This window comes from Candidatus Obscuribacterales bacterium, assembly GCA_036703605.1.
Taxonomy (GTDB): domain Bacteria; phylum Cyanobacteriota; class Cyanobacteriia; order RECH01; family RECH01; genus RECH01.
This window is the reverse complement of the sequence record DATNRH010000973.1, coordinates 1-26,025: the sequence shown is the minus strand read 5'-3', so window position 1 is coordinate 26,025 and position 26,025 is coordinate 1. Positions and strand designations below refer to the sequence as shown.

Annotated in this window: 21 protein-coding genes and 1 pseudogene; 10 read left to right on the top strand and 12 right to left on the bottom strand. The window is 53.6% G+C overall.

What is annotated here, in order from left to right; all coding sequences use genetic code 11:
- Positions 1-2,813: diguanylate cyclase (locus V6D20_20075; protein ID HEY9818077.1), on the bottom strand; the 2,813-nt coding region annotated here is incomplete at its 3' end.
- Between the two features lie 457 nt (positions 2,814-3,270).
- Positions 3,271-4,770 (bottom strand): D-alanyl-D-alanine carboxypeptidase/D-alanyl-D-alanine-endopeptidase, encoded by a 1,500-nt coding sequence (gene dacB, locus V6D20_20070; GenBank protein HEY9818076.1) that lies wholly within the window; start codon positions 4,768-4,770, stop codon positions 3,271-3,273.
- A 704-nt stretch (positions 4,771-5,474) separates the two neighbouring features.
- Between dacB and V6D20_20065 the strand changes: the two genes are divergently transcribed.
- From V6D20_20065 to V6D20_20040, 6 genes and pseudogenes are all read left to right on the top strand, one after another.
- Positions 5,475-5,951 carry a type IV pilin-like G/H family protein gene (locus V6D20_20065; GenBank protein HEY9818075.1) on the top strand — a complete coding sequence of 159 codons (477 nt, stop codon included), beginning with the start codon at positions 5,475-5,477 and terminating at the stop codon, positions 5,949-5,951.
- Positions 5,952-6,151: 200 nt separating this feature from the next.
- Positions 6,152-6,631: a type IV pilin-like G/H family protein gene (locus V6D20_20060; protein HEY9818074.1), complete on the top strand. Its 480-nt coding sequence runs from the start codon at positions 6,152-6,154 to the stop codon at positions 6,629-6,631.
- Between the two features lie 430 nt (positions 6,632-7,061).
- Positions 7,062-7,853 (top strand): hypothetical protein, encoded by a 792-nt coding sequence (locus V6D20_20055; GenBank protein ID HEY9818073.1) that lies wholly within the window; start codon positions 7,062-7,064, stop codon positions 7,851-7,853.
- A gap of 197 nt (positions 7,854-8,050) precedes the next feature.
- Positions 8,051-8,914: an aminotransferase class IV gene (locus V6D20_20050; GenBank protein HEY9818072.1), complete on the top strand. Its 864-nt coding sequence runs from the start codon at positions 8,051-8,053 to the stop codon at positions 8,912-8,914.
- A 177-nt stretch (positions 8,915-9,091) separates the two neighbouring features.
- Positions 9,092-10,252 (top strand): annotated as a pseudogene (locus tag V6D20_20045) (ATP-dependent metallopeptidase FtsH/Yme1/Tma family protein).
- Positions 10,253-10,933, top strand: coding sequence for a hypothetical protein (locus tag V6D20_20040; protein ID HEY9818071.1), 681 nt, complete (start codon positions 10,253-10,255; stop codon positions 10,931-10,933).
- 230 nt (positions 10,934-11,163) lie between these two features.
- Here the strand turns inward: V6D20_20040 and V6D20_20035 are convergent, their stop codons facing one another.
- The 7 genes from V6D20_20035 to V6D20_20005 all read right to left on the bottom strand — a co-directional run bounded on the left by V6D20_20035 (position 11,164) and on the right by V6D20_20005 (position 18,350).
- Positions 11,164-12,564, bottom strand: coding sequence for a TldD/PmbA family protein (locus V6D20_20035; GenBank protein HEY9818070.1), 1,401 nt, complete (start codon positions 12,562-12,564; stop codon positions 11,164-11,166).
- Positions 12,565-12,749: 185 nt separating this feature from the next.
- Positions 12,750-13,562 (bottom strand): ABC transporter permease, encoded by an 813-nt coding sequence (locus tag V6D20_20030; GenBank protein HEY9818069.1) that lies wholly within the window; start codon positions 13,560-13,562, stop codon positions 12,750-12,752.
- 8 nt (positions 13,563-13,570) lie between these two features.
- Positions 13,571-14,428, bottom strand: a complete 858-nt coding sequence (locus V6D20_20025) for an ABC transporter permease (GenBank protein HEY9818068.1) — start codon at positions 14,426-14,428, stop codon at positions 13,571-13,573.
- A 109-nt stretch (positions 14,429-14,537) separates the two neighbouring features.
- A complete protein-coding gene (locus V6D20_20020; GenBank protein HEY9818067.1) occupies positions 14,538-15,854 on the bottom strand; it encodes an extracellular solute-binding protein in 1,317 nt (438 codons plus the stop codon).
- Between the two features lie 113 nt (positions 15,855-15,967).
- A complete protein-coding gene (locus V6D20_20015) occupies positions 15,968-17,125 on the bottom strand; it encodes an ABC transporter ATP-binding protein (GenBank protein HEY9818066.1) in 1,158 nt (385 codons plus the stop codon).
- A 116-nt stretch (positions 17,126-17,241) separates the two neighbouring features.
- Positions 17,242-17,619: a GNAT family N-acetyltransferase gene (locus V6D20_20010; protein HEY9818065.1), complete on the bottom strand. Its 378-nt coding sequence runs from the start codon at positions 17,617-17,619 to the stop codon at positions 17,242-17,244.
- 377 nt (positions 17,620-17,996) lie between these two features.
- Positions 17,997-18,350, bottom strand: a complete 354-nt coding sequence (locus V6D20_20005) for a hypothetical protein (protein HEY9818064.1) — start codon at positions 18,348-18,350, stop codon at positions 17,997-17,999.
- Between the two features lie 603 nt (positions 18,351-18,953).
- Between V6D20_20005 and V6D20_20000 the strand changes: the two genes are divergently transcribed.
- Positions 18,954-19,871 (top strand): J domain-containing protein, encoded by a 918-nt coding sequence (locus V6D20_20000; GenBank protein HEY9818063.1) that lies wholly within the window; start codon positions 18,954-18,956, stop codon positions 19,869-19,871.
- Between the two features lie 85 nt (positions 19,872-19,956).
- A complete protein-coding gene (locus V6D20_19995; protein HEY9818062.1) occupies positions 19,957-20,325 on the top strand; it encodes a DUF2237 domain-containing protein in 369 nt (122 codons plus the stop codon).
- A gap of 249 nt (positions 20,326-20,574) precedes the next feature.
- On the opposite strand, the gene V6D20_19990 is transcribed toward V6D20_19995, so the two are convergent.
- Positions 20,575-21,219 carry a LuxR C-terminal-related transcriptional regulator gene (locus V6D20_19990; protein HEY9818061.1) on the bottom strand — a complete coding sequence of 215 codons (645 nt, stop codon included), beginning with the start codon at positions 21,217-21,219 and terminating at the stop codon, positions 20,575-20,577.
- Positions 21,220-21,878: 659 nt separating this feature from the next.
- Here V6D20_19990 and V6D20_19985 point away from each other — a divergent pair.
- Both V6D20_19985 and V6D20_19980 read left to right on the top strand, forming a co-directional pair.
- Positions 21,879-22,931 carry a hypothetical protein gene (locus V6D20_19985; GenBank protein HEY9818060.1) on the top strand — a complete coding sequence of 351 codons (1,053 nt, stop codon included), beginning with the start codon at positions 21,879-21,881 and terminating at the stop codon, positions 22,929-22,931.
- Positions 22,932-23,279: 348 nt separating this feature from the next.
- Positions 23,280-23,519, top strand: a complete 240-nt coding sequence (locus V6D20_19980; GenBank protein HEY9818059.1) for a hypothetical protein — start codon at positions 23,280-23,282, stop codon at positions 23,517-23,519.
- Between the two features lie 6 nt (positions 23,520-23,525).
- On the opposite strand, the gene V6D20_19975 is transcribed toward V6D20_19980, so the two are convergent.
- The gene (locus V6D20_19975; protein ID HEY9818058.1) at positions 23,526-24,491 is read right to left on the bottom strand and encodes a phytoene synthase; all 966 of its coding nucleotides are present in this window, start codon (positions 24,489-24,491) and stop codon (positions 23,526-23,528) included.
- Between the two features lie 52 nt (positions 24,492-24,543).
- Complete coding sequence (pds, locus tag V6D20_19970) at positions 24,544-25,971, bottom strand: 15-cis-phytoene desaturase (protein HEY9818057.1); 1,428 nt, start codon at positions 25,969-25,971, stop codon at positions 24,544-24,546.
- Positions 25,972-26,025: the final 54 nt, after the last annotated feature.

Here is a 26,025-nt window from a genome sequence, read left to right as displayed (position 1 = left end):
AGGGGGACAACCAGGCCCGTCTCCTCGGCAATGGGAATGAAGTCATCGGGAGGAATGCGCCCCCGCACAGGATGCTGCCAGCGCACTAGCGCCTCAAAACCTATCAATTCGCCAGTTTCCAACGCCACCAACGGTTGGTAGTAGACCAAAAATTGCTGGCGGGCGATCGCTCGTCGCAGATCATTTTCTAAGTGCAGACGCTTCACCACCTGGGTATGCATCGCCCGGTCAAAAATCTGGTAGCGGGCGCGCCCCTTGGACTTCGCTTGATAGAGAGCGATATCAGCATCTCGAATCAGGTCTGAGGCTTGACTATAGGTCGCCGATCCGAAAACAATGCCAATACTGGTGCTGAGAGTAATATCTCGACCATCTAAAGATAGGGGCGATCGAAACGTAGCTAGGATTTGGTCGGCTAACTGCACAACATCATCTGAGGTGTTGAGGGAATCCAGAACGATCACAAATTCATCGCCCCCCAGCCGAGCAACCGTACCTTTCCCATCCACAATTTCCAACAACATCTGTGCCACTTGAACCAAGAGCCGATCGCCCGCCAGATGTCCCAAGCTGTCATTCACCACCTTGAAGCGATCGAGATCCAGAAACAATAGGGCAAAGTGTGCATGGGGCAGTCTTAATTGCGCGGTGCGGCGCAGGTTTTGCCGCAGGTGTTCCATCAAATATTTACGATTAGGTAAATCAGTGAGGGAATCATGCAGAGCATTATAGATAAGCTGTTCCTCGGCCCGCTTGCGATCGCTCACGTCGAGCACCAGCGTATCCCATACCGTACAGCCATCTGGACGACGTTCGGGCTGGCCGACGGCCTGAATCCATTTAAGCTGTCCCGAGGGCGTCATAATCCGCCATTCTTCAGACCAAGAATGTAGCGTGCGGGCAGATTCGACAATAGATTGCTGTATGCGAGATAAATCATCAGAATGCACCGGCCGCCAGAGCAATTCAGGATTTTGCTTCACGGCATCCGCATCAACTTCCCAAAGATACTCACAGCTAGGGCTAATGTAGGGAATCGAATCAGTGCCATCTGGATGCAGCACGTAGCGTAAAATTGCACCTGGCACGTTGGCCGCGATCGCTCGAAATCTGGTTTCACTTTGCTTCAGGGCAAGTTCAATAGCGCGGCGATCGCTAATGTCTTGAAAACCGGCGATTGCGTAGACAATATTACCTTGTTCATCCCTGATGGGCATGGTTTGTACGGCAACAGTAATCACCTGTCCATCCCGTCGTAGTTCCAGATCTGTGATGTGCAAGGTTTGGCCAGCAAGCGTTGGCTTGGCCAATACGTCTTGAAGCGACTGCGCTTGGGGCTGGTCAACCTGATAGATCAGCCGTTGCTCTAGAGCACTGAGGTCAGCTTCCGTTGTGCCAACATGACCACTGAGAATCTGACGGCCAATAGGGTTAACATAGATTAAACAGCTAGCCGGATCGAAAACCACTACACCAACCGGCAGCGCCTCTAGAAACTGGGTCAGACGGCTTTCGCTATTCAGCAGGGCCTGGTTGAGCACCTGTAATTGATGGAATGAGGTTTGGAGATTATGCCCCATTTGGGTAAACGCTTGCCCTAACTCCGCCAGTTCTTGAATGCGGCTACCTTTAATTTCTGTCGTGAGCTGTCCATCTGCTATCTGCTGAGCAGCTCGGTTGAGGGTCAGCAGCGATCGGTTTAGCCAACGGGCCGTCAGCGTGCTGGAATAGGTTGCTAGTACCAGCGCCGCTAGACAAAGCAGGATCGTTCTGCGCGTATTGGCATGAATGGTCGCCATAAAATCTGCTTCAGGCACCATCACCACAATCAGCCAATCCAGGCCGTAGGCGTCACGATAGGGCAACACATCGACAAATTGGCGATCGCCCCCTAGGGTCACATCAAGCTGCTGCACCGCCGTAATCTCATCCAAGGAGCGAAACTGCTGCTGGAGATGTTGCACCGTTTCCCGCAGCACCTGATCATCACCCTCTGCTGCCAGAATCCGCTGGGTTTGCCCATCGCCATTGATCTTAAACGGCTGATGCAAGCGAGAGCTGGCTACCAATTCCCCCGATCGCTCTATGATGAAAGCCTGCCCCGATTGCCCAATCGCTAGATCCTGCAAAAAATCACTCAGGCTTGTAAGCGCTAGGTTATTACCAAGAACCCCCTCTAGGGTGCCATCAGCAGACAACACCGGCACGCTGGCCGGCAGGTCAATCCGAGGAACAATCTGCAGCGCAAAAATATCGCCCCAGGTGAAGGTACCCTGAGCCACCCCTGCGGTGTACCAAGGACGTTCGCGAATGTCAATAAAGTTAGGAATAATCGAAATCTGTGCCTGCAAACCGCCTTGCTCATTCGCACGAAACACCTCCGCCTCCGAGGGCGGTCGCTCTCGTTTCACAAACAGAAATTCGCCTTCTAGACCCCGCTGAGCGGCAATAAAACGACCATCGGCTTGACCGTAATAGATCACCCCCATCTGGTCAAATTGCTGAAGCTGTTGCCAAAAATGCTGCCCGAGGTCGGGTAGATCCTCAGGATCTAGGCGATCGCTTTGTAGCAAATCGAGGTTGATACGGTTGATCTGATGAGCAATCATCAATTCTGTATCCAGGTGTTGCCGAATGCGGGCCGCCACCTCACCCCGCAGTTGCCCAGACAAATCCTGCACAGCCTGCTCACCGCTGCGAAACGAGAGCCATCCAGTTAGACCCACAGCGATCGCAATTTGCAGGACAAACGGTAGCACCAGCAGGAGCCGCAGAGAAATCGAACGATTGAACCATAGAGACGAGTGGGCCATGCGGGAAGCTAGCAGTCTTGCAATAGAAAACCTACTCCTAGGGGCAGGGAGAGACTTGAGGAAAGCACATGGAGGGCATAGGAGTAGCCGACATGCAACCCCCTCCTGATGTTAGCAAGGGAGACCGCTTAATCATCGCCGCCGGATTGAAGTGTTCTCTTGTCCTAGAGTATCAACCTAATCACGCGATCGCCTTGAATTGTGATGTTAAGGCATCACAAGGTATACAAACCATAACCTATCACTAGACACTAGTACTAGTCGTAACGGTTCCATCTAGGCGATCGCCCTTGTCGAGACCATCACAATATAATTTAGCTCTCATAGTAGCGTGTCTCGATTAAAAGAGTGAGTTCATTTAATACCTCTTGAATAAGACATTAATAGCTTGAGAGCTTGCTTACCCCATCGGCTAGACAGCTATTACCCATCAACCTATTGAATCTAGTCTACAGGATTAAGAGCAAGCCTGGAGTTGATGGAGGGTTAGGATAATGTCATCCATCGCTTGTCGTGCTTCACCCAGCGACAAATTTGGGTCATTCACTAAAATACTAAACACCACCGGATCATAGTTGGGAGGATATAGATAGCCAGATAAAGATACGACATCTCGCAGCGTACCTGTTTTACCCCAAAGGCGACCCGCCACCGCCGTGTCACGAAACCGGTTGCGCAGGGTGCCGCTGATACCAGCTACGGCAAGGCTATCGCGATAGAGTTGGGCATCGGGCGATTGCCCCATCGCTTGCAGTGTATCCACCAAAACGGCTGGAGTTACAGAATTTTGTCGAGAAAGCCCCGATCCATCAGCCAGGCGAAACTGGCTACTATCAACACCAAGGGGAGCCAACACCGATGCGATCGCTTCCTGCCCCGCCTGCAGAGCCGAGGTACGAGCGCGATCGCCATTTTCTGCCACCGCCACCTGCCGCAGCAGCGCTTCTGCATAGAGATTAGTGCTGTGGCGATTGGCTTCCGTCACCAACGCCGCCATGGGCAAAGATTCCACCGATGCGATTTCTATCCCTGGATCCGGCATGGAGGCTCGCACGACTTCTGATTGACCTACGGTGATGCCCTGCTCCCGTAGAACCTGCTGAAACCGTTCTAGGAAGCGATCGCCCGGTTGGGTGACGGCCACGGCGGATAGATCTGGCTCAGAGCCCACCCAAAGCTGACCACTCAGGTACAAGATCGACTGCGCCATGTCTCGACCCACCACAATATATTCCGAGGCTGTTCGGGGCACCGTCGTGGTGTTGTTACGCACCTGCCAGCCGGTTGCATCATCAGGATTCTCCCACTCCAAACGCAGCGGCTGCCCTACGGCCTGGGGGTAGAGATTTACGCCGATCGCATTCTGGTTGAGGATCAAGCTATTGGTCGGTGCGCCATAGCCCGCCTGTAGATCATCCGCCTCCCAGCTAGCGCTAACCGTTTCGCCCTGGAAGTAGGAATCATCGCCAATCAGCCAATCAATATGCGTGATGCCTTGGTCGCGCAGTTGTTGGGCCAGGCTGAGGAGCTGCTGATCGGTCAAGCTGGGGTCACCGCGCCCCACCACCCGCAAAATCATCGGACTGCCCGGTTCCGTAGACCCCATGCGATAGATGGAGGTGGGAATGCGGTAGTCGGGGCCAAACCGCTGTAGCGCCGCTGCGGTCACCAAAACCTTGGCATTAGACGCCGGCACCAGAGCGCGATCGCCCCCCTGGTCATAAAGCCGCTGGATGGGAGCACCGGAATGGGGAAAGAGAGGTGAATCGGGCGTTAGGGTATCGACGACAATGCCCCACTGAGAATTGCTCACCGCCGATCGCCGCGTAATTGCCTGAATGTGATCACCTACTTGAGCAGGACAAATACCCGCGATCGCTGGACTCGCCAACACCACAGAGGCGATCGCCCCTGCCAATGGCCCCAGTAGCCAGGCCCCTCGCTCCATCGTCACCATATATAAGACCCAACCTAGACGCCATTCTATTGTCCGCTAGACGGCGCACCCTTCAGGCAAAGTTCCGCAGAAAGCCCTCACCCCAAATCACTGTCCTCGAAGACCCTCACCCTAAATCCCTCGCCCTCTGGGAGAGGGACTTTGAAATCACTTACACCTTCTTGCCCCCCTTCTCCCCTCGTGGGAGAAGGGGCTGGGGGAGGAGGGGGAAAAGGTTCGTCGATCAACCAAGATCTTGGTTCAACCTGACAAACCTCGAAGACCCTCACCCTAAATCCCTCTCCCAGAACGGGCGAGGGACTTTGAATCTTGCCCCCCCTTCTCCCAAAAGGGGAGAAGGGGCTGGGGGATGAGGGTCTTCAGGGCTGAGGGATGAGGGTCTTCGGAGGTGGGAGATGAGGGTTTTCAGGATGAGAACCTGCATAAATCCCTCAGCACCAAGGGAATTGAGGGTGTAGCTCGACACATCGACACCCTTCCCAACGTCGGTCGATCACGGAGAGAAGCGAACCATGGTTTGCTAAAGACGTAGATCAACCCTTGTGGTTCCTAGGGTTTAGCCGATCTGAAAAAAAAATCCAAAAAAAGTTTTGGGAGAGTGATATCAAATTGAAACCGGGTGGGCAAGTTATAGTCAGGAGTTAGAAATCCGAATCCCGCAACTTCAAAACAACAACTTTCCCGCAACTCTAAGGAGACAACCAATGAACTCTGCACTCAAAGCTAAACTAATCCAACACTTCGCTGGCAAGAACACCAAGGGTTTCACCTTGATCGAGCTACTGGTTGTGATCATCATCATCGGTATCTTGGCTGCCATCGCTCTTCCTTCCTTCTTGAACCAAGCCAACAAAGCTCGTCAGTCTGAAGCACAAACCTACGTCGGTGCTATGAACCGTGCTCAGCAAGCCTTCTACCTAGAAAACCGCGAGTTTGCTGCACAAGCTAACTTTGCTGACCTAGAGCTAGGCTTGAGCGATACCGATAACTACACCTACACCATCGCAGACGGCGGTGCCGGTTCTACTCAAGCAACCAACACTGCAACCCCAACCGGAACAGACCTCAAGGGTTATGCCGGTACCGTATGGCTTGGCGTTGGCGGTGACGGTAACGCAACCACGCTTGCCAAGCTATGTGAAGGCGACCCTGGTGCTGTTCCTGCTTGCCCTCCCGACTAATTTAGCTTGAGGGAATGAACGGCACGAGCACATTGCTATCCTTCATTTCCTCTCTTGACGACCTGCAAGCTACCAGTCGCAGTTCCGGTCGCCTGGTAGCTTTGTTTTGCCTATACCCCCTGGGTTCACTCTAAGCCTCGTTGCCCCCCTAGGCGTGTATCTGCGTCATTCCGCACGAGACCTTTATTACCTCACAACCCATGACTACTTTCCACAACCGCCTTCTCCTTCAGGTTCTCCGCCGCCGCTCTGGGCAATCGGGCTTTACCCTGATTGAGCTATTGGTGGTAATCATCATCATCGGTATCCTGGCTGCCATTGCTCTTCCTTCCTTCTTGAACCAAGCTAACAAAGCTCGTCAATCTGAAGCACAGACCTATATTGGTTCTATGAACCGTGCTCAGCAAGCTTTCTACCTACAAAACCGTGAGTTTGCTGACCAAGCTGGTTTTGCTGACCTAGAACTTGGCATCAGCGATACTGAAAACTACACCTATACTATTAACGGCGGTGGTGTTGACTCTGTTCAGGTCACCAACGAAGCAACTCCATCTGGGCCCGATCTCAAAGGCTATGCCGGTACAGTTTGGCTAGGTACGGGTGGCGATGGTAACGCGACTACTCTTGCTAAGCTATGCGAAGGCGACCCTGGCGCACTTCCTGCATGTGACCCCGATTAATTCCAGCCTATGACTCTCTTCTCCGTGGGGCATCTGCCGCTTCACTCCGTAGCCCCCAATCAAAAAGCTACCGGACGGTTTCCCGCTCGCCCAGTAGCTTTTGAATGAAGAGAGGTGATGAACCCACCTCACTGTTATGAAATCCCGAATTACAACTTAAGTATTCCCGCACTCAAGCGTTGCACCCAGCATAACTTCTTTTTTTTCGATCCGCTAACCCTCGTATAATTACGGAGGAGAGCAATCTGAAGCCTATCCTGCTTAGGATGTAGCACTATTCAGCGATCGATCACTTGTTTACAAAAATTTACAAAAACCTGAGCTTCAGCTCTTTCTCCTAGAATTGACGCTGAGATTGTCCTGAAAAACCTTGTCCACGTCCCTCCATCCTCCTAACCTAGGGGGATGTTGACGTTTCTCCTTCACAGCCATGGCCCTTGCATCCCCCCGACACCATTGGCGACATACCCTAGCCGCCGCCCTCACTGGACTGGCGGCCCTAGGAGCGATCGCCTCCCTACAGGTGCCCGAACTGCGGCGCATCCAAGGCGATCGCACCTTTACCGATGAAGAACTGCAACAGCAACTGACCCTCGAAGCATCCCGTCTAGAGCTCTTGAAGCGATCGCCCGCCTTTGGCTACGACAACCTCATGGCCGACTGGGTCTTCCTAAGCTTCGTGCAATATTTCGGCGACGAAGAAATTCGCCAGCGCACCGACTATTCCCTCAGCCCAGAGTATTTCGAGATTATTCTGCCACGCGATCCCAGCTTCATCCTCGCCTACACCTTCCTGTCCACCAGCACGTCTCAATATGCGGGGATGCCAGAACGGGCCATTGAGATTATGGATCGCAATGTGTCTCGCCTAGAACCCAATGCACCGCCCAATTCCTATTTCGTCTGGCGGCAAAAGGGAATTGATGAACTGCTCTTTTTGGGCGATGGCGAAACAGCTCGGCAATCCTTTGAAACCGCTGCCGACTGGGCCGAGCAATCCTCCTTTCCTGGTAGCGACAACGCCGCCGCCATCTCTCGCCAAACCGCTCAATTCCTCGCCCAAAACCCTGACAGCACCTCCGCCCAAATTGCTGCATGGATGCTGGTGTTGCAAAATGCTGTGGATGAACGCACCCAGAAAAACGCCCGCGATCGCATTGAAGCCCTTGGCGGCGAGTTCATCGAAAATCCCGACGGTAGTTCCACCATCCGCATTCCCTAGCTTTCTGCCCTCCCACTCAATTGATGTGAAGATGCACAGGATTGCAAGGTGTGCGTTACGCTTCGCTAACACACGCTGGTGCTTCTACATTGCAGGCTTGCTGTGCGTTACGCTTCGCTAACACACGCTACGTCCAACGGTGCTTCACCTTAAATTGGTATTAGGTCTCCACACCTCAATGCCTACCGTCCAAGGGTTTGAACCAGGATCCTACACCTCACCTGCTCAATATGCCCAGTTGGTACAACGGTCACCTGCATACCGGCGATACGCTGCCCATTGCCCCCGATGATCCGGCGCTGCTGTTTGGCGCAACGGTGTTCACCACCCTGCGTATCTACAATCGCCTTCACCATCCCCGCACCCATTGGCGCGATCACTGCCAGCGCCTGCAAACCAGCCTCACGGCCTTAGGATGGCGATCGCCCGATTGGTCTCAGGTTGAGCAGGGCGCGATCTATCTCGCCGACCACGATCCTGTCCTGCGCATCACCCTGTTTCCCGACGGCCGCCATTGGATTTTGGGGCGATCGTTGCCCGCCGACCTCGATCGCTGGCACCAGCAGGGTATCACCGCTTGGGTAGTCAACTGGGACGATCTAGGAGATTTGGGCTATGGGGGGCGATCGCTGCCGTCTCATAAAACTGGGAACTACCTCGCCCCCTGGCTTGCCCGCCAACGAGCCCAGCAGCACCAGGCCCAGGAGGCCATTTTGGTGGGCTTGGATGACGCGTGGCTGGAAACCAGTACAGGCAATTTGTGGGGTTGGGGAGCTGGATGCTATTGGACGCCGCCAATATCCCAAGGAATTTTGCCTGGTTTAGCGCGATCGCACCTCATTTCTAGCTTAAAGTGCCAAAATATAGAGATACGTGAGGAGCCATGGTGCGCGCAGGTTCGTTCTCATCTAGAGGCGATCGCCTACTGCAATTCTGTGGTCGAGGTTGTGCCAATTAGCCACGTCCTCAGCGGCGCAGATTGCCGATCCTATGATCCTCACCATCCTGGACTGGAGTTGCTTCAAGAAGCGATCGCTCGTCCGGATCCCGTAGGTTTCTGAAATGCGTTAATATTAGTTAACAATAGAAATCAAGCTTAGGGCTTATCGCACGTTCTGGTTTGTGGCGCAGGGTTTTGGCTCTCGTGTTCTTCCGATCTCAAGACATAGCGTAAGTCCTGGCCCTATAGTCCTCGATTTAGGGCTACTTCAATATAAGTACTAGGAGGATTGACCTTAGTGAATAAGCGGTGGAGAAACGCAGGACTATACGCGCTCTTAGCGGTCGTGGTGATCTTTTTGGCAGCCTCTTTGATCAGCGATCGCCAGCCCCAGGTGCAAGATACCTGGCGCTATAGCGAATTTATTCAAAGGGTTGAGCAAAATCAAGTTGAAAAGGTCAGCATTAGCTCTGACCGTGCTCGCGCCACCATCACCGCTCAGGATGGCAGCAAGGTGCTCGTTAACCTTGTCAACGATCCAGACCTGCTCAACATCCTGACTCAAAACGACGTCGATATTTCCGTTGCCCCCCAGCCTGAAGATAACGTGTTTGCGCGAGTCTTCGGCTCCTTGCTCATTCCCTTCTTGCTGCTGATTGTCTTGTTCTTTGTGCTGCGTCGCGCCCAAAGCGGCCCCGGCAACCAAGCGATGAACTTCGGCAAGTCAAAAGCTCGCGTGCAAATGGAGCCACAAACCCAGGTCACCTTTGGTGATGTGGCCGGGATTGAACAAGCCAAGCTAGAGCTGGCAGAAGTAGTGGACTTCTTGAAGAATGCCGATCGCTTCACGGCCATCGGTGCCAAGATTCCCAAGGGTGTGCTGCTGGTTGGCCCTCCCGGAACCGGTAAGACCCTGTTGGCTAAGGCCGTAGCCGGTGAAGCAGGCGTCCCCTTCTTCTCCATCTCCGGTTCTGAGTTTGTGGAAATGTTCGTTGGGGTGGGTGCATCTCGCGTCCGCGACTTGTTTGAACAAGCCAAGTCCAATGCTCCCTGTATCGTCTTCATTGATGAAATTGACGCCGTCGGTCGTCAGCGGGGTGCGGGTCTAGGTGGCGGTAACGATGAGCGGGAGCAAACCCTCAACCAGTAGCTCACTGAGATGGATGGGTTTGAAGGCAACACTGGCATCATCATCATCGCGGCAACCAACCGTCCCGATGTTTTGGATGCCGCGTTGCTGCGTCCCGGTCGTTTCGATCGCCAAGTCGTGGTCGATCGCCCCGACTATGCTGGTCGTCTAGAAATCCTCAACGTCCACGCCCGGGGTAAAACCTTGGCCAAAGATGTGGATCTCGATCGTATCGCCCGCCGTACTCCCGGCTTCACCGGTGCGGATCTGTCCAACTTGCTAAACGAAGCTGCTATCCTCGCCGCTCGTCGCAACCTCACCGAAATTTCCATGGACGAAGTTAACGACGCCATCGATCGCGTCTTGGCTGGCCCTGAGAAGAAAGATCGAGTCATGAGCGAGAAGCGCAAGACCTTGGTGGCTTACCACGAAGCAGGTCACGCCTTGGTAGGTGCCCTGATGCCCGACTATGATCCGGTGCAAAAAATCAGCATCATCCCTCGGGGTCGTGCCGGTGGACTCACCTGGTTCACCCCCAGCGAAGACCGCATGGATTCCGGTCTCTACTCCCGTTCCTACCTACAAAACCAAATGGCGGTTGCCCTTGGTGGTCGTATCGCTGAAGAAATCATCTTTGGGGATGAAGAAGTGACCACCGGTGCGTCCAATGACCTGCAGCAAGTGGCTCGTGTGGCCCGGCAAATGGTGATGCGCTTCGGGATGAGCGATCGCCTCGGCCCTGTCGCCCTCGGTCGTCAGCAAGGCAACATGTTCCTCGGTCGCGATATCGCCGCTGAGCGCGACTTCTCTGAAGAAACCGCCGCCGCTGTGGATGATGAAGTCCGCAACCTTGTTGACCAAGCCTATCGCCGCGCCAAGGCCGTGTTGGTCGATAACCGCAGCGTTTTGGATCACCTAGCCCAAATGCTCGTTGAACGGGAAACCGTTGACGCGGAAGAACTGCAAGAGCTGCTAGCCAGCAGCGACGTGAAAATGGCCACGATTGCCTAGGTCACGCTACAAACAAGCGATCGCCCCTAACTATAACTAACCAAAGGGAGCGATCGCCACCTAAACGGGGGAGCCATCCCCTGTTTTTTTATGCTTACAGCAGCCTCTATCCAGATCAACGTGAGTAGGGTGCTGTTAGGCGCAGCCGTAACGCAGCATCTTGTAAGACTTTAGCGTTAGCTACCTACACCATAGCCCCACGTCACACAGGGGGCGATCGCTCTTCCTCCCTAAATATCTGCCTCACCACCGACGACGACATCCCGAATCCGTAAACTTGGGCCACCGCAGCCGACGGCTAAACCACTCTGACCGCCCTTCCCGCAGCCCCCCGATTCATCCCAGAAAAAGTCATCGCCGATCGCGTCAATATCCGCCAGGGTGGTAAACACATTACCCGACAGGGTGACATCCCGCACCGGCTCAGCCACCTTGCCGTTGCGGATCATCCAGGCCTCTCCTGCCGTGAAAGTAAACATTTCCCCGTTGGTCATGCCGCCTAGCCAATTGCGGGCATAAACGCCCTCTTGGATGCCATCAAACAGTTGATCAACCGGCGTATTGCCGCGCTCAATCCAGGTATTGGTCATGCGCACAATCGGCGGATAGTGGTAGCTGAGGCAGCGAGCATTTCCCGTCGGTGCTTCGCCCAGCTTGCCCGCCGTTTCTCGCGAGTGCAGCCGTCCCACCAGCACGCCATCTTCAATGAGCTGAGTGGTGGTAGCTGGCACCCCCTCATCATCGTAGTAGTAGCTGCCGCGATGCCCCTCAGGAGCCGCACCGTCAAAAATCTGTAGCTCCTTGGGGCCAAACCGCCGCCCCAGGGTCATCACTTCCAAAATATCGGGATTTTCGTAGGCCATATCGGCTTCAGAAAGGTGCCCAAAGGCTTCATGGACAAACAATCCGCTCAAAATCGGGTCAATCACCACGGTGTAAGTGTTACCGCGCACGGGAGGTAGCGCCAAGGCATCCACGGCCCGCTGGGCAGCACTGCGCACTTGGTGATCCAAGCCTATTAAATCTTCGTAGGCTCGCCGAGAGCCTGTGGTTTCCCGTCCCGTTTGCACCGTTTCACCACTGCGGGCGGTGGCCGCAAAGCGCATTTCCATATCCACCCAGGATTGCTCCAACAGCGTACCGTCGGAGGTCATCAAAATAATGCGCTGGGCATTATCACCATAGCGGACAGAGGTGGTAGCAATGCGATCATCCACACTGCGCAAAATGTCGGCATAGCGATCGCACAATGCTTTTTTGTCGGACAAGGCAATGCGTCGCGGGTCCGTTCCACTTAAGGGCAGCGATCGCACCGCCTGCACCGGATCAACCTCCGCCAAGAGGGTTTCTTCATCGCCCACCATACGGGCCGCAGCGATCGCCCGTTCCAGATGGGCACGAATATCATCGATGCGGTTAAAGCTAGCGAATCCCCAGCCGCCCTTATGGCAAGCGCGAATTTGTCCGCCGAGGGCAATGCCCTCACTGAGAGCCTCAATCTTGCTACCCCGCAGCAGAATATCTGTGCCTTCTGATTCTTCTAGGCGAATAGCGAGATAGTCCACTTGGGCGCGATAGCGGGTGAGCAACTCATCCAGCAGCGTTTTGGCGTCATCTAGAGTCATCGGCATGGTGGCATCCAGGGGTAGAAAGATTGTCAGCAGCAGGCGAGCGTGCCATGACGATGGCTTCAGGTCACTCTGATCAACAGATGAAGAGCAATCGGCGGCATGGGGCAGGATACCTCAGATGGTATCGATCTGCTATGGCCTCCTACTGCCTCTATTTTGCCTGAGGTCGGGCCCTTCGGGCCAAGCTACTTCTGCCGTTGAGATACCCATTGGTAGGATACAAAGGCAATGGTGATCACCACAAAGGAAAAGACGGTAGTCACAGTGCCGAGGGCATAAAGGGCTGGGGTGGTGACGTTGGTGGTCATGCCGAAGATTTCTAACGGCAGGGTATTGCGACCGCCAGCCACCAGAGACGTGCGGATAAATTCATCGTAGGACAGGGTGAAGCCAAACAGCGCCACGCCGATCAGGCTTGGGCCAATGAGGGGTAGAACAATTTCCCCAAAGGTTTTAAGTTCACTGGCCCCTAGGTCGCGGGCCGCTTCTTCATAGGAGCGATCGAAACGGTTGAACACCCCCACCATAATCAAAAAGGCAAAGGGTAACGTCCAAGTCAGATGGGCGGCAAGACCGGAGGTATACCAGTTGGTAGACCAGCCCAGCAAGTTGAAGGCGATGCCGATGCCGAGGGAGACCAAAATACTCGGCACAATCAGGCTAGAAATAGTTAGGTAGAAAATCACTCGCGATCCCACAAATCGTTGCCGGAAAGCCATGCCCGCCATCAGGCCCACCACCGCCGAGACCAGCATAACCACAACGCCAAGCAAGAACGATCGCTGAAACGACCCTACAAAATCGCCCACCCGCTGCTGCCCAAAGAGGGCGATGATCCAGTGAAACCCAAAGCTGCGCACAGGGAAGGTGAGCGTGCCATCGGGGCCCTGTAAGGACAGGATAAAAATCACCAGCATCGGCCCGTAGAGAAACAGGACGAAAAGGCTAAAGAAAGCTGCTAGGAGATAAAAAGAGAGCGATCGCCGTTGGGAAAGCATAGCGAGTCCTACAGTTCTTTACGGATATCGACAAGGCGCATGATGGCGAAGATCAGCACGAGGGTCACCATCAGCAAAATCACCGCATTGGCGGCGGCTAGGGGATATTGCAAACTGCCGATTTGATTGCGAATCAGGTAGCCGATGGAAGCAGACTGACCGCCACTCATCAAGCGAATGGTGACAAATTCCCCCATGGTCAGAGTCACCACAAAAATAGAGCCGATGGCAATACCAGGGAAAGCCAGGGGAACAATCACCTCTTTGAGCACCTGTAGACTGGAAGCACCAGCATCCTGAGCAGCGGCAATCAGCGATCGCTCAATGCGCATCAGGCTATTGAACGTCGGCACGATCATAAACAGGGTGTAGAGATGCACCATGGCCAGCACCACGGCAAAGTCGGAAAAGAGAAAAATATCAATGGGAGAATCCGTCACCCCGATGCTGATCAGGAGATTATTCAGAATGCCCTCTCGCCCCAGGAAAGGAATCCAGGAAATCATGCGGATAATGTTGGACGTCCAGAACGGCACGGTGCAGACCAAAAACAGGATGATCTGTAGCCGCACATCCTCGATGCAAAAGGCTAGGAAGTAGGACACCGGAAAGCCAATCAGCAAGGTGAAAAGCCACACCAAGCCGACAAAGCGAAAGGTGCTGAGGTAGGTGCCAAGGGTGACTTGGGAGGTGAAGATACCAATATAGTTGTCGAGGGTGAAGGCCGGCGTCATGGAATAGCCGGTGAATTCCCAAAAACTGACCACGACGATGGTGGCAATGGGAAAAATTAAAAATAACAGAAAGATGAGCGTTTGGGGCGCAATTAATACATAGGGGGCGATCGCATTCCAACTCTTGATCATGTCCTTGTTTGCGGCGTCTCGCTATGAAAGGATGTTTGGCAACAGAGGGCATGGTCCAGGCCATGCCCCGGCATAGAAGTGGCAGCCCTAAGCTAACTTAGTTCATACCTTAAGCAGCGATGAACTCATTCCACTTTTGCACCAAGTAGACCTGCTCATCCATCACCGAATTCCAGACTACAACATTGCCCATCCGTTCCTCAAAAGAGCCACCATCGCGCACGGCTCCAGCTTTTTCTAAGGTCTTGCCGAAGGGATCCACCATGTCTTCGCTAGCGGCTTGACCTTCATACCAGAAAGCCCATTCCGCCTCAGACATGTATTTCCGAGCATTTTCAGGAGCAGCGCTGTAATAGCCTTGGCGGCCCAAGAAGGCTCCTACCCAACCTTCTAGCATCCAGTTAATGTATTCGTAAGCGGCATCACGCTGAATGCCTGACAGATTGCGGGATAGACCAATACCGCCACCCCAGCCGCGATAGCCTTCTTTGAGCGGCGCATAGATACATTCGATACCTTGAGATTTTACCGCCGTCACCGCAGGTGACCACATAGACTGCAGCACCACCTCACCGGAGGACATAAAGTTGACCGATTCATCAAAGGTCTTCCAGAAAGCACGAAACTGACCAGCTCGCTTACGTTCAATCAAAATATTGGTGATTTGATCCAGCTCTTCGCGGGTCATATTGCCTTTATCGGCAAACTCCATGATACCCATGGCTTCAGCAACCATAGCTGCATCAATGATGCCAATGGAGGGAATGTCAAGAATGGACGTCTTGCCTTGGAATTCATCGTTAAAGAGTTCCGCCCAGCTCTCGATGGTGCGACCGACCAAGTCGGGACGGTAGCCAAGGGTGTCAGCGTTGTATTGGAAGGGGATGAGGGTCGCCCAGCCGGTGGCTTCGGTGGCAAATTCGCTAGAGTCTTCGCCCTGCACATACATGACCCGGATCGGCGAGGTGCCCTGGGAGGTGTTCACCGGCGCGCCATCGTAAAGCGATCCGGTGGTAAAGATAGGAACAATTTTATCGAAGTCGGTAATCCGGCTGATGTCTACGGGCTGTAGATTCCCCGACGGTACGACCAAGGGCAGGCTGAAATATTCTCCGTCAAAAATGTCGTACTGATCGGGCTGGGTAATAGCAATCTGGTTATTTTCTTCGGTACTCAGGGCGCGCAGTTCTAGCTTGAACCCTAGATCTTCTTCGGCTTTCTCTTTAATTTCATTAATTTGCGATACCCCGGTGCCAATCATTCGCAGGGTGACATCCGCAATTTGATTAGTATTGACCTCGGGCCCCTGGGCCGGATTATTGGGGGTGCCAAGGGGAGCTGGGTTCTGGGCGCAACGGGTGGTGGCCGCAAAGGCACCGGCAGCTAGACCAGTTTGAATGAGTTTGCGACGGGTAATTTTAGTCATCTTAGGTCTCGTAATTAAATTGAGCTATGAGGTGGTACTAAGCGCGAGGAGGCGATCGCTTGAGACGCATCAAGTCTGGTGAGGGGGCGATCGCAGGTTGAACGTCCGCGATGTTAACTCAGCAGAATACTACAATGCTCCGGCATCCATGAAAGCCTGACCTGCTCTCCCTCATCTAGGGCGAGGGTCTGCCAATCGGTTGTTCGAGCTTTATAAAGAATTTCGGTTTCCGTCTGTTCTACCATGAGGGACACGCGCGTAATGTAGCCCGTGAACTCAATGGAAGTAATCCGCGCCATCACCTGGTTCAGGTAGTCGGCCGGCAGGGTGCCATCGGCTGGGGTGAGCAGGAGGCGATCACTGCGTACACAGCAGGTAGCCGCCATGCCGATGCTAGCGCTACTGCCCTTGCCTACAAAGACACCCAAGCCATCCACCTCAATTTGAGCCATCAGGTTTTGATCGGCACCCTGCAAAATCCGGCCGTCAAACAGGTTATTGTCGCCGACGAACTGAGCCACAAATCGAGATGCCGGTTCTTCAAAAATGGCACTGGGAGTGCCGATCTGATCAATGTGCCCGTGATCCATGACCACGATCTGATCCGACAGAGAAAAGGCTTCATCCTGGGCATGGGTAACCTGGATAAAGGTCATACCAAACTGCTTTTGCAGCTTGCGTAATTCTCCCCGTGTCTTCACCCGCAGGCTTTCATCTAGAGCACTTAGGGGTTCGTCAAGCAGCAAAACTTGGGGACGGGTCACTAGGGCCCGCGCTAAAGCCACCCGCTGCTGTTGCCCACCGCTGAGCATGTTGGGACGGCGGTCAGCAAACCGCTCTAGTCCCACAATTTCCAGCATTTCATCTACCCGCTCCGCCCGCTCTTGGGCAGGAATTCCCCGCATTTTTAGGCCAAACTCCACGTTTTTCCACACCGTTTTATGGGGGAACAAAGCGTAGTTTTGAAACACCATAGCGGTATTGCGCTGAGCGGCAGGCAGGCCATTTACCCGCTGATCGCCAATGAACACATCACCGCTGCTAATCTCCTCATGACCGGCAATCATCCGCAGCGTCGTCGTTTTACCGCAGCCGCTCGGACCCAGCAGACAACAGTAAGAGCCCGCCGCAATGTCTAAGTTGATATTTTCAACCGCCGTGACAGCTCCGTATTGCTTGGTAACCGATCGCAAGGTGACGCCCCTCGCAGCGGCGGCGATCGCAGCCTGGGCTGCCAGATGCTCGGCTTGAGCCTGTTCTGTTCCAACCATGGTTTCGGGCTCGGTATGATAACGCTGATGAAGTACCCAAACTGTACGCAGGGATGTACTCAAAAAACGTATTCATAGCTACAAAGTATTAGAGTACCTTTTCCCAGCAACGGTGATTAGAGATCAGGGTCAAGTTTCATACCAAAGTGAAACGCTGTAATCGTCATGCCTCGCCCAAAGTAGAAGCGATGAGCCCCGGAGCGCTGCACACCACTGTCTAGATGAATCGATGCGCAGTCCTTTGATCGCGCATAGTCAAGCAGCCAATCGATTAGTGCTTTGCCATAACCGTTGCCTTGGGCGCCACCATCAGTGACAAGGTCATCAATATAAAGCACCTTACCGTTGGCAAGGGTTTCCACAATGCGGAATCCGGCGATCGCCTGCACGGCTGCATCCACATCTAAGTACACCAAGTGGTAGCCAACCTGTTGCTGACGCTGCACTTGGCTGACGAATTCCGCTGGGTCTAGGTGCGGTCGTAACTGCACCATGATCGGGAAGCACTGGGCAATATCCAGGTCTGATCGAGCGAACTGAATCTCCATAAACCGCCACATTCAATGATGGGAGTATATCTCAGTTATTCCTACGATGCGGTTGGGTATGGCACATCCTCGACGCTAGATGCTTTGGGTATACCCATCTGATCCATAGCCCCCGATTCTTAAAATACTTCATTTTGCACCGCTGGCCGTCCTTGCAGGCGATCGCCTCCAGAGTCCCTAACTGGCTGACTCAATACCCCCCCTCCCGTTTCCAGAGCAGCGTGAGGGGGGGGAGTAGACAGCATCAGTATTTTCGGCTTACCCCTTGAGCGACCCGGCAAGAATGCCTCGGGCAAACTGACGCTGGAGGACGAAAAAGCCCCCTACGGCACCACCATGGTAACAAATGCGCCAGCAGTCAACAGATGCCAATCTTGTCCGCGAGATCCGACTAGGCAACTGAGCTGCACGGTCACCGGAGCAACCTCATTGGCCACCCCCAGATATACCAGCGCTACCCAAAAATCTTCCATACCCAGAAGCACTGAAAGACGGCAGTGGCTGGCGCCATCTATGGCAGCGGTGTCCAGAACTTTGCAGAGCAGGCTGCCGATATCATTGCGCAGAAGGTAGATGCTGAGAGGTAGACCGTAGTCGGTATGGGTCAACCAGACGGCAGTAAACTGACCCGTAAGCCCTAGATCTCGATAGCCTCGCACCACAGGAATCAACGTCATCTGCAGCAGTACCACCAAAAGACCACCCCATACCCTTGCATGATGACGACATTCCTGGTTGCATAGGACTGAAGGCTAGGTGGTGTTAATTCTTCAAACTATTCCAGCTTTCCCCATAGTGTTACCCCGATGTATCCAAAACCCTCCTGTATATTTACATAGGACTCATACTCACAGGTCTACTCCATGGTTGGGATTTCCCAGGAGTAAACCTCCTGCCAGTGCCCCATGATCCGTAGGAGATGTAACCGTTGAGAACCTTCGTCCCGTTAATTGCGATCCACGTCAATGTTTATCCCATGGCTCTGGGTTCATGCCCAATACCAAAGTTTTGAGGGATGATGGAGGAAGAACTGGAGTCTATAGCTGCCATTTGATGTGGGCTATGTGAAACGATGGATTTTTAGAGTTGATCATCAACCTCTGTACCATGCGAACTCTACAGGTGCTGATGCAACCGTCCAGCGAGTGACCGTCATTTCTACGCGATCGCTCCCCTAACTATTAACCAGGAATCTAGGCGCAGACCGTCTCATTCCGTCGTCCCGCTGCTGCAGACCAACCCAGCCAGCAGTACCATCGACTTTATCCTCCACGGCTCCCATGGCTCAGAACTCTTTTTCTAGTGAATGGCTCAAAACACTGTCCGACCCCTATGCCGTCTTAGGACTGTCTGTATCAGCTGATGATCGCCGGGTATTGAAACGGTATCGTGTTGTAGCCAAACAGCTCCATCCCGATGTCTATCAGGCAACTGAGGACGCCACCAAGAGTTTAGCCGGACAAATCCTAGCTCGGCTGGTGAATCCTGCCTATCAAAAACTGAAGCAAGACAGCGGGCGAGCCGAAGTGATGGCAACGCTGCGTTTCCGGGTGCGCCGGGCTGCCAAAGATGCTCCGATCGCGCCCCAAGGTAGCTTGGCTAAGCGGTTGCTCACCGTGCCGTCTCATTCGCTAGAAACCTTTTATGAAGAAGCGATCGCCTCTCTGACTGACCATCAATATCAGGCGCTCGATCAGTTTGAAGCCACCACCTTACAGCTGGGCGAGCTAAATCTGGTGTACTTGCAACTGAAAATGGGTGAGCCGCTCCTGCGGGAAAAGCGCAGCGGCATTGTGCCGAAAAAAGAAGCGCAGCCAATTCAATTTGCCAGCATTCCCACAGAAGAGCGCCAGCCAGAACTGAGCTACGCCCAGCGGCACTATCATCGAGCCCAGGAATATATTAAGAAGAAAAACTGGTCGATGGCGGTGCAAGAACTACGGGATGCCATTCGCCTAGAGCCAGAGCATAGTCAATATCATGCCGTCTTGGCTCGGGTGTACCTGGTGCAAAACCTCCAGGGCATGGCCAAAGTACATTTTCGCCAGGCCCTGAAGCTCGATCCTGAAAATCCCCTAGCGCTAAAATACGCGGAGCAAGTCAACCTGACGGTCAATGGTGCCCAGCCTGCACCCAAGCCCACGGAACCCCAGCAGAAACGAAATGGTCTTTTGGGTATTTTTTCCCGCAAGCGTTAGCCGATACTGGTCAGTGGTGGGCGGGTGGGGCGATCGCGGTTGAGACCATCGCCTGCCCGTTGACCCCCTATTATGTATGGAGAGTATGATGGCTGAGGCAATGAATGTGTTGGGTAATCCCCTAGCAGCTTGCTGCACCGACCCAGTCACGGGATTTTATCGGGATGGCTACTGCAATACCGGTGGGGGTGATTTTGGTGCCCATGTGGTCTGTGCTCAGATGACAGCGGAGTTTTTGAACTACACCCAAGCCCAAGGCAATGACCTAAGTACACCCCGCCCTATGTTTAGCTTTCCAGGACTGAAGCCGGGCGATCGCTGGTGCTTATGTGCCTCCCGTTGGAAGGAAGCTCTCGATGACGGCGTGGCTCCTCCGGTGGTCCTAGCTTCAACCCATGCCTCTGCCCTAGAGCATGTTTCTTTGGATGATCTGAAACGCTACGCGGTGGAGTAGGGACAGATCCTCGAGTAGACGCGCACACGTCTTCGGACTTCAAGCACCACCGTTGGAACCGAGTCGGTCGAAGCCCTAGGATCACCCTTCGACAAGCCCAGGGTGATCAGGTGATCCTAGGTGATCTCTTCGAGATTTCAGGCTAGGACTCCTAGGCAGACGTAACCCGCCTAGTTGCTGAGGCGGGAAACATTGCTTGCCCTGGAATTCCTTTTCGCTTTTCTGTCTTCGTTCTTCTGTCTTGCGCTACTAGTCGGGCTGTACCGATCGCCGCTTAGACAGAATATTTTTGATATGTTTCTTCACGGTATTTTCCGAAATATGAAGCTTTTGGGCTATCTGTTGGTAGGAATATCCTTGCAGGCGGCACTGCCAAACTTCAGCTTCCCGAAACGTTAAACCATACTGATGCATGGCAGCGATCGCCAATTGTTGAGCCACTTGGGTCAAATCTTCTAGGGTCACCAAAAGACAGGCATCGTGGTGGAGCAGATTGCTGAGCCAGCGCACCCGCACCCGGACATTCACCTGCTCATTCAACGAAACTTCCGCTTCTAGAATTAAATGCTGCTCATCTTGGGGATAGTCCTTGCGGTAGTCAATTGCCCATTGGCAAAGGTGCCAGATGCAGGGCGGTAGGCCAGGATTCTCGGTGTGAGTTGAACTAGAGGCTTGCTGAAAAAGGCGCTGGGCCGCTCGGTTGGTGTGCAACACCTTGCCGGTGCTGGTGACCAAAACAACGCCATCCATAAATCCTTCTAGGACGGCTTGGAAAAAAGCGAGATCATCCAGATCCTGGCGATGGGGCGATCGCTCGGCGCGTTCTGGTTGAACCGCTTGGGGATGACTAGATGGCTGTGACCGTAACAAGGGGGTATTGAGAACAGCTAGCACAATTCGTCTCCTCTCGACAGATAGTCCAGTGCAAACGAAAAGGGGGCTTTATGGATGCTCTCCGAACAGGATGCGTTGCTCCATGGGTTAAGTGGTGGTTCGAGATCTGGACGTCGTACCGATGTGAGCACGCCAGATCGCTGGGTTCTAACTCAGGTGGCTCTAGCTATCCATGGGACGATCGCCATCAAGAACCGACTCTGGCAACAGAGTTGATCCCCGAAGCGCTGAGGAATGCACCCATACCTTTTCAGTGATGCTACTGAGTATGCATCGGGTCTTTGTGAAGCTGCCATGAGGCAGGCGATCGCGCTCCAACAGCCGTGAGGGTGGCTGATAGGTGATGTAGCTCCGTGAACCTATCCGAAGTGACGTGAAGTTTAGGTGAAGTACTCAGTAATCATCAGGGGCTATGGATCGTCAAGAGCTACGAATTGGCTTAAAAACGGGAAGACTTGAGATGATCCCCATCTTCAAGCCTGCTTGTCTTGCTGCTTAGCAACACGGGTGTGGCATCTATAGCCATAGTGCTATGGGTAGGACATCCAGCAACCCTGGAAACGTGCAAGTAAGGGTTTGCACGTTGATCTCGCACATGTCTCACCCAAACTGGCTACAGCTATAGCTTTGTTGTTCAAACCCAGCATTCTACTAAAGCTATGCCCCCTCTTCATCCTGCGTCACTCGAAGACTGGTTTGCCCAGGCCCACCAGCAAGCCTATATCGACCATTTACGTCACCTCAAAGGTCTCACGGCCCGTCGAGCAACCTGCTTTATTCGGCTGTGGGTATATTTGATGCTCAAGCATCTCCATCAAGCCGAACGCTTACAGACGCCTATCCATACGCTCATCCCCCTTTCAGATGCGATCGCCTGCACCCATCGAGAAGCCGCAGAGGTCTTCTATGCCCACGGTGAACGGGGAAGCGATCGCGCTGCTGGACTGATGATCGATCGCCTAGTTGCCCTAGGACTGCTGGACAAAACCTTTGATGGCCACACCACCCTCTTAAAAGTGCGGGCAGTAACCGATCTGCTTGTGCCGCCACCTGCAACCAATGTTGCCCTCTATCCAGATCAATTTAATCCCCGCCGAGATGCCATTTTGGTCGCCGCCTTCTTAGCGAAACAGTACAACTGGCTAACGGCGAATACCAATGCCGTTGCCCATCAGATTGCCCGCCAGCTTCGTCATTGGGCCAGTCTGTATCCCAAGGGAATGCGGGTGCTGAGACGGACAGACAACCACAACCCAGTGGGCTTTTACATTATGTTTCCGGTGTCTCGCATGTCGGAGGAACGCTTTTTTCAACCCCCTCGCCAAAGCCTCCATTTATCTAAAATCCACCAGTCTGACCATCCCGATGCTGACCCCATAGCGATCGCCCACCCCGGAGACGACACCTGCTGGTCAGTATTTGTCCGCAGTTGGTACGTTGATAAGCCCTATGTGACGCAGCCCGTCGCAGCCCAGTTCCTGCAAGATTCCCAACAGATCCTGGCAGCCATGCGCACCGACTTCCCCAACCTATGCGATATCCACACCATTCCTATCCATCCCAGCCATGAGGCCCTAGCCCAAGCTCTCGGATTTCAAAAAACCATTCAAGATTCTCAAACCTTTCTGTATTGGGTCTACTCGTCGTTGGATCAATTTCTAGAGCTGGATATTCCTGCTCTTGCCCCCCATCTCCCAATCGACGAACTATAACGATGGCTATTTGTCAACAAAATATCTCGAATAGTCGGATAGTCCTATCGAGATGGGTAAAATAAAAGTATAAGCAGTAGTTATTGATACAAAAGCCATGTTTTCTTTTGCCACTGACCTCACTCAAACCGCCGATCTAGCTGCCGGGCTGTGGATCGTTGTCATTGTGTCGATCTCCGCCATCGTGTTGTGTCCGTTACTGTGCTGGACATTACCTAACCGCACTCGGCACGTATAGTCTGCCCTATGGATTCCAAGGCCCCATGGCTTGCTAGAGTTCGCTAGATTAGAGATGACGGCTTACCGTCACCCTGATCGCCATGAGTTTTCACTCACCACATCCCACGCATGGTACTTAAGAACATCCGATCTCAGATGATTGCCCGGCGACACGATCGCCCGTCTCGCTTCCTGCTCATTGCTGGCTCTGTCGATGCGGTGCTAGGCAGTGTAACACTGCACCTGCCCCTGCTGGTCTTGGGGGTGGCGCTGATGGGAACGGGTGTTGTCCTAAGGCTACGGCATCCGAAACGAGCGATCGCTGCTCCAGCCCTGCCGCTTCATTTGCCGTCTGCACCGCAATCTTAAGCAGCTCTACCGAACTTCGGCATAGAGCTTAGCAATCGGTAAACATAGAAGTTTCCGTAGGCGCGGCACGTAGGCACGCTGCCGGAACACGTCATAGTTATTTTTTTCGATCACATCGAGGATTTGGCGATAAAGGATGAGCGCCGACCACACGGGCCATCGGGCATCGGGGCTAAGTCGGCTAATCCCGCGTTCGGCTTGGGTGTAATAGTTGCGTGCCCGCTGAATCTGATACTGCATCAGAGCCTGCCAGCGGTCATCCACCACCCCATTCAGCAAATCACGCTCGGTGTAGTCAAACAGCGCCAGATCTTCGAGGGGTAGGTAAATGCGTCCACGACGCGCATCTTCCCCCACATCTCGCAAAATGTTGGTGAGTTGATTAGCAATGCCGAGGGCGATCGCTTCTTGCTGGGGAGAGTGGTCAGATTCTTGGTGCCAAGGCGCAACATCTTGGGCTTCATCAACGCCCATAACCGCTGAGGACATCAACCCCACCGTACCCGCAACCCGGTAACAGTAGAGGTACAGGTCGTTAAAGGTCTCGTAGCGGTTGCGATATAAATCCATTCGCTGTCCCGCAATCATATCGCGGAAGGGTTGAATGTCCATCGGGAATCGCTCTAAGGTATCCACCATCGCCACATCCGAGGGATGAACCGGATGTCCTGCAAAGATAGATTCCAATTCTTCCTCCCAGCGATCGAGGGTCGCATCGGTGGTAGCGGCAGCCTGGGGGCCATCCACTAGCTCATCCGTTCGCCGACACCACACATACACCGCCCAAATCGCCCGCCGTTTTTCTTCCGCCATGAGCAATGTGCCCATATAGAAAGTCTTGGAATACTCAGCGGTAATTTGACGACAGTATTCGTAGGAATCGGCAAGGGAAGCAGTTGTGATGCGCGGGGATTCAGGCAGTTGCAGCATTACATTGCAGGCTGGGGGGTTCACTTTCAGACTATCAGCCATTCGTTTGGAGTCTTATAAGGGCCAGAACAGTCATGGATATTGCACCAAACAACTAGGAAACTGGAACACTTCCAGTTACGGGCGTAGGTGTGGGCAATGGCTCGGATTGGGTTCGATGATCAATGGTCTGCGCCGTAAGCTTACCAGAAAGTACGGCCCCTTCCATACTGGCCAAATAGCGCTGCATCGTGAAGTCGCCGGTCAGATAGAAGTTAGAAATGGGGGTGACTTGACTTGGGCGAAACGGTTGACGCCCCGGCGTGGCTTTGTAGACTGAACGGGGAGTCTTGACCACCTTTGATTTCAAGAGCTTAGCTGCATTGTCGCCTGTTAGATGGTCAGGAAACAACTTTTGTAATTCTTGCAGAGTGGCCGCCACAATGTCTTCATCAGGTCGAGTAATCCAATCCTTGGCGGGTGCTAACACCAACTCCAGCATAGAGCGATCGGGGTTAGCATACTCACGACAGGTGTTGCTCATGTCAGCATACACACTGAGCAGGGGCGATCGCGAGAAGAGCAGATGATCAATATCCGTAAGCTTACGATCAAACCAAAGGTGGATGTTGATAACCGGCACACCTTCTAGACCATCTAAGCGCTGGAAGAAATCCAGTTGTCGCCAGGGTTCGGGCAGCATCACCTTGAGGGGATCGACGGGCATAGCGGAGACGTAGGCATCAGCGGTTACAGTGCGATCGCTCTCGCCGTCTAGACCACGCAACAAAAAGCCGCGGACGCTGCCGTCATCATTCAGCAAAATTTCTTTGAGCGGGGCATTCAGGTGAACTTCTCCGCCCCGCTCGGTGACATAGTCTACAACGGGTTGGCAGAGGCGCTCGGGCGGCGCACCGTCGAGGAAGGCCATTTTGGAACCGTACCGCTCCTGCAGGAAGCGGTTCATGGCCGTCAAGATAATCGTGGAGGAAATTTCATCGGGGCCAATGAAGTTGAGGGATTTGGCCATGGCGATGAAGATTTCATCATTCACCCGTTCAGGAATACCGTGCTTTTGCAGCCACTGCGTCCAAGAATACTCATCCATTTCCTCAACGTAGGCCTGCCCACGCAGCATGACCGGGATCAGCCCTAGGCCAAACTTGATTTTTTCTTCCCAGGTGAGCATGTTGTTGTTTCTGAGGATTGCAACAATGCCATTCCAGGGGGCAGGGATATCGGGAAAGTCAAATCGTGAATACACACCGGGATTATCCGGCTGGTTCATGATCATGCTGTGCTCTTTCCACTGGAGCCGGTCTTCAATGCCCAGCTCGCCCATTAATTGCAGCATATTGGGATATGCGCCGAAGAAAATGTGCAGACCGGTTTCATACCAGTCGCCATCTTCATCTTTCCAGGCAGCAACTTTGCCACCTAAAACATCTCGACGCTCGTACACAATGGGGGTGTGCCCAGCATCGACAAGATACTTGGCACAAGAAAGCCCCGCTAACCCAGCTCCGGCGATCGCAACTCGCATTTAACCTGTTACCTTTCGAAATGCTTGCGTATAGTTCTTTTCATTATACGCCCT

Excerpts from the sequence above, each read along its gene's own strand:
- V6D20_20020 (HEY9818067.1), bottom strand. The coding sequence starts at position 15,854 with ATGACTAAAATTACCCGTCGCAAACTCATTCAAACTGGTCTAGCTGCC.
- V6D20_20015 (HEY9818066.1), bottom strand. The coding sequence starts at position 17,125 with ATGGTTGGAACAGAACAGGCTCAAGCCGAGCATCTGGCAGCCCAGGCT.
- V6D20_20060 (HEY9818074.1), top strand. The coding sequence starts at position 6,152 with ATGACTACTTTCCACAACCGCCTTCTCCTTCAGGTTCTCCGCCGCCGC.
- V6D20_19980 (HEY9818059.1), top strand. The coding sequence starts at position 23,280 with ATGGTACTTAAGAACATCCGATCTCAGATGATTGCCCGGCGACACGAT.
- V6D20_20030 (HEY9818069.1), bottom strand. The coding sequence starts at position 13,562 with ATGCTTTCCCAACGGCGATCGCTCTCTTTTTATCTCCTAGCAGCTTTC.
- pds (HEY9818057.1), bottom strand. The coding sequence starts at position 25,971 with ATGCGAGTTGCGATCGCCGGAGCTGGGTTAGCGGGGCTTTCTTGTGCC.
- V6D20_20055 (HEY9818073.1), top strand. The coding sequence starts at position 7,062 with ATGGCCCTTGCATCCCCCCGACACCATTGGCGACATACCCTAGCCGCC.
- dacB (HEY9818076.1), bottom strand. The coding sequence starts at position 4,770 with ATGGTGACGATGGAGCGAGGGGCCTGGCTACTGGGGCCATTGGCAGGG.
- V6D20_20040 (HEY9818071.1), top strand. The coding sequence starts at position 10,253 with ATGGACGAAGTTAACGACGCCATCGATCGCGTCTTGGCTGGCCCTGAG.
- V6D20_19995 (HEY9818062.1), top strand. The coding sequence starts at position 19,957 with ATGATGGCTGAGGCAATGAATGTGTTGGGTAATCCCCTAGCAGCTTGC.
- V6D20_20000 (HEY9818063.1), top strand. The coding sequence starts at position 18,954 with ATGGCTCAGAACTCTTTTTCTAGTGAATGGCTCAAAACACTGTCCGAC.
- V6D20_20035 (HEY9818070.1), bottom strand. The coding sequence starts at position 12,564 with ATGCCGATGACTCTAGATGACGCCAAAACGCTGCTGGATGAGTTGCTC.
- V6D20_20025 (HEY9818068.1), bottom strand. The coding sequence starts at position 14,428 with ATGATCAAGAGTTGGAATGCGATCGCCCCCTATGTATTAATTGCGCCC.
- V6D20_19985 (HEY9818060.1), top strand. The coding sequence starts at position 21,879 with ATGCCCCCTCTTCATCCTGCGTCACTCGAAGACTGGTTTGCCCAGGCC.
- V6D20_20010 (HEY9818065.1), bottom strand. The coding sequence starts at position 17,619 with ATGGTGCAGTTACGACCGCACCTAGACCCAGCGGAATTCGTCAGCCAA.
- V6D20_19975 (HEY9818058.1), bottom strand. The coding sequence starts at position 24,491 with ATGGCTGATAGTCTGAAAGTGAACCCCCCAGCCTGCAATGTAATGCTG.
- V6D20_20005 (HEY9818064.1), bottom strand. The coding sequence starts at position 18,350 with ATGACGTTGATTCCTGTGGTGCGAGGCTATCGAGATCTAGGGCTTACG.
- V6D20_20065 (HEY9818075.1), top strand. The coding sequence starts at position 5,475 with ATGAACTCTGCACTCAAAGCTAAACTAATCCAACACTTCGCTGGCAAG.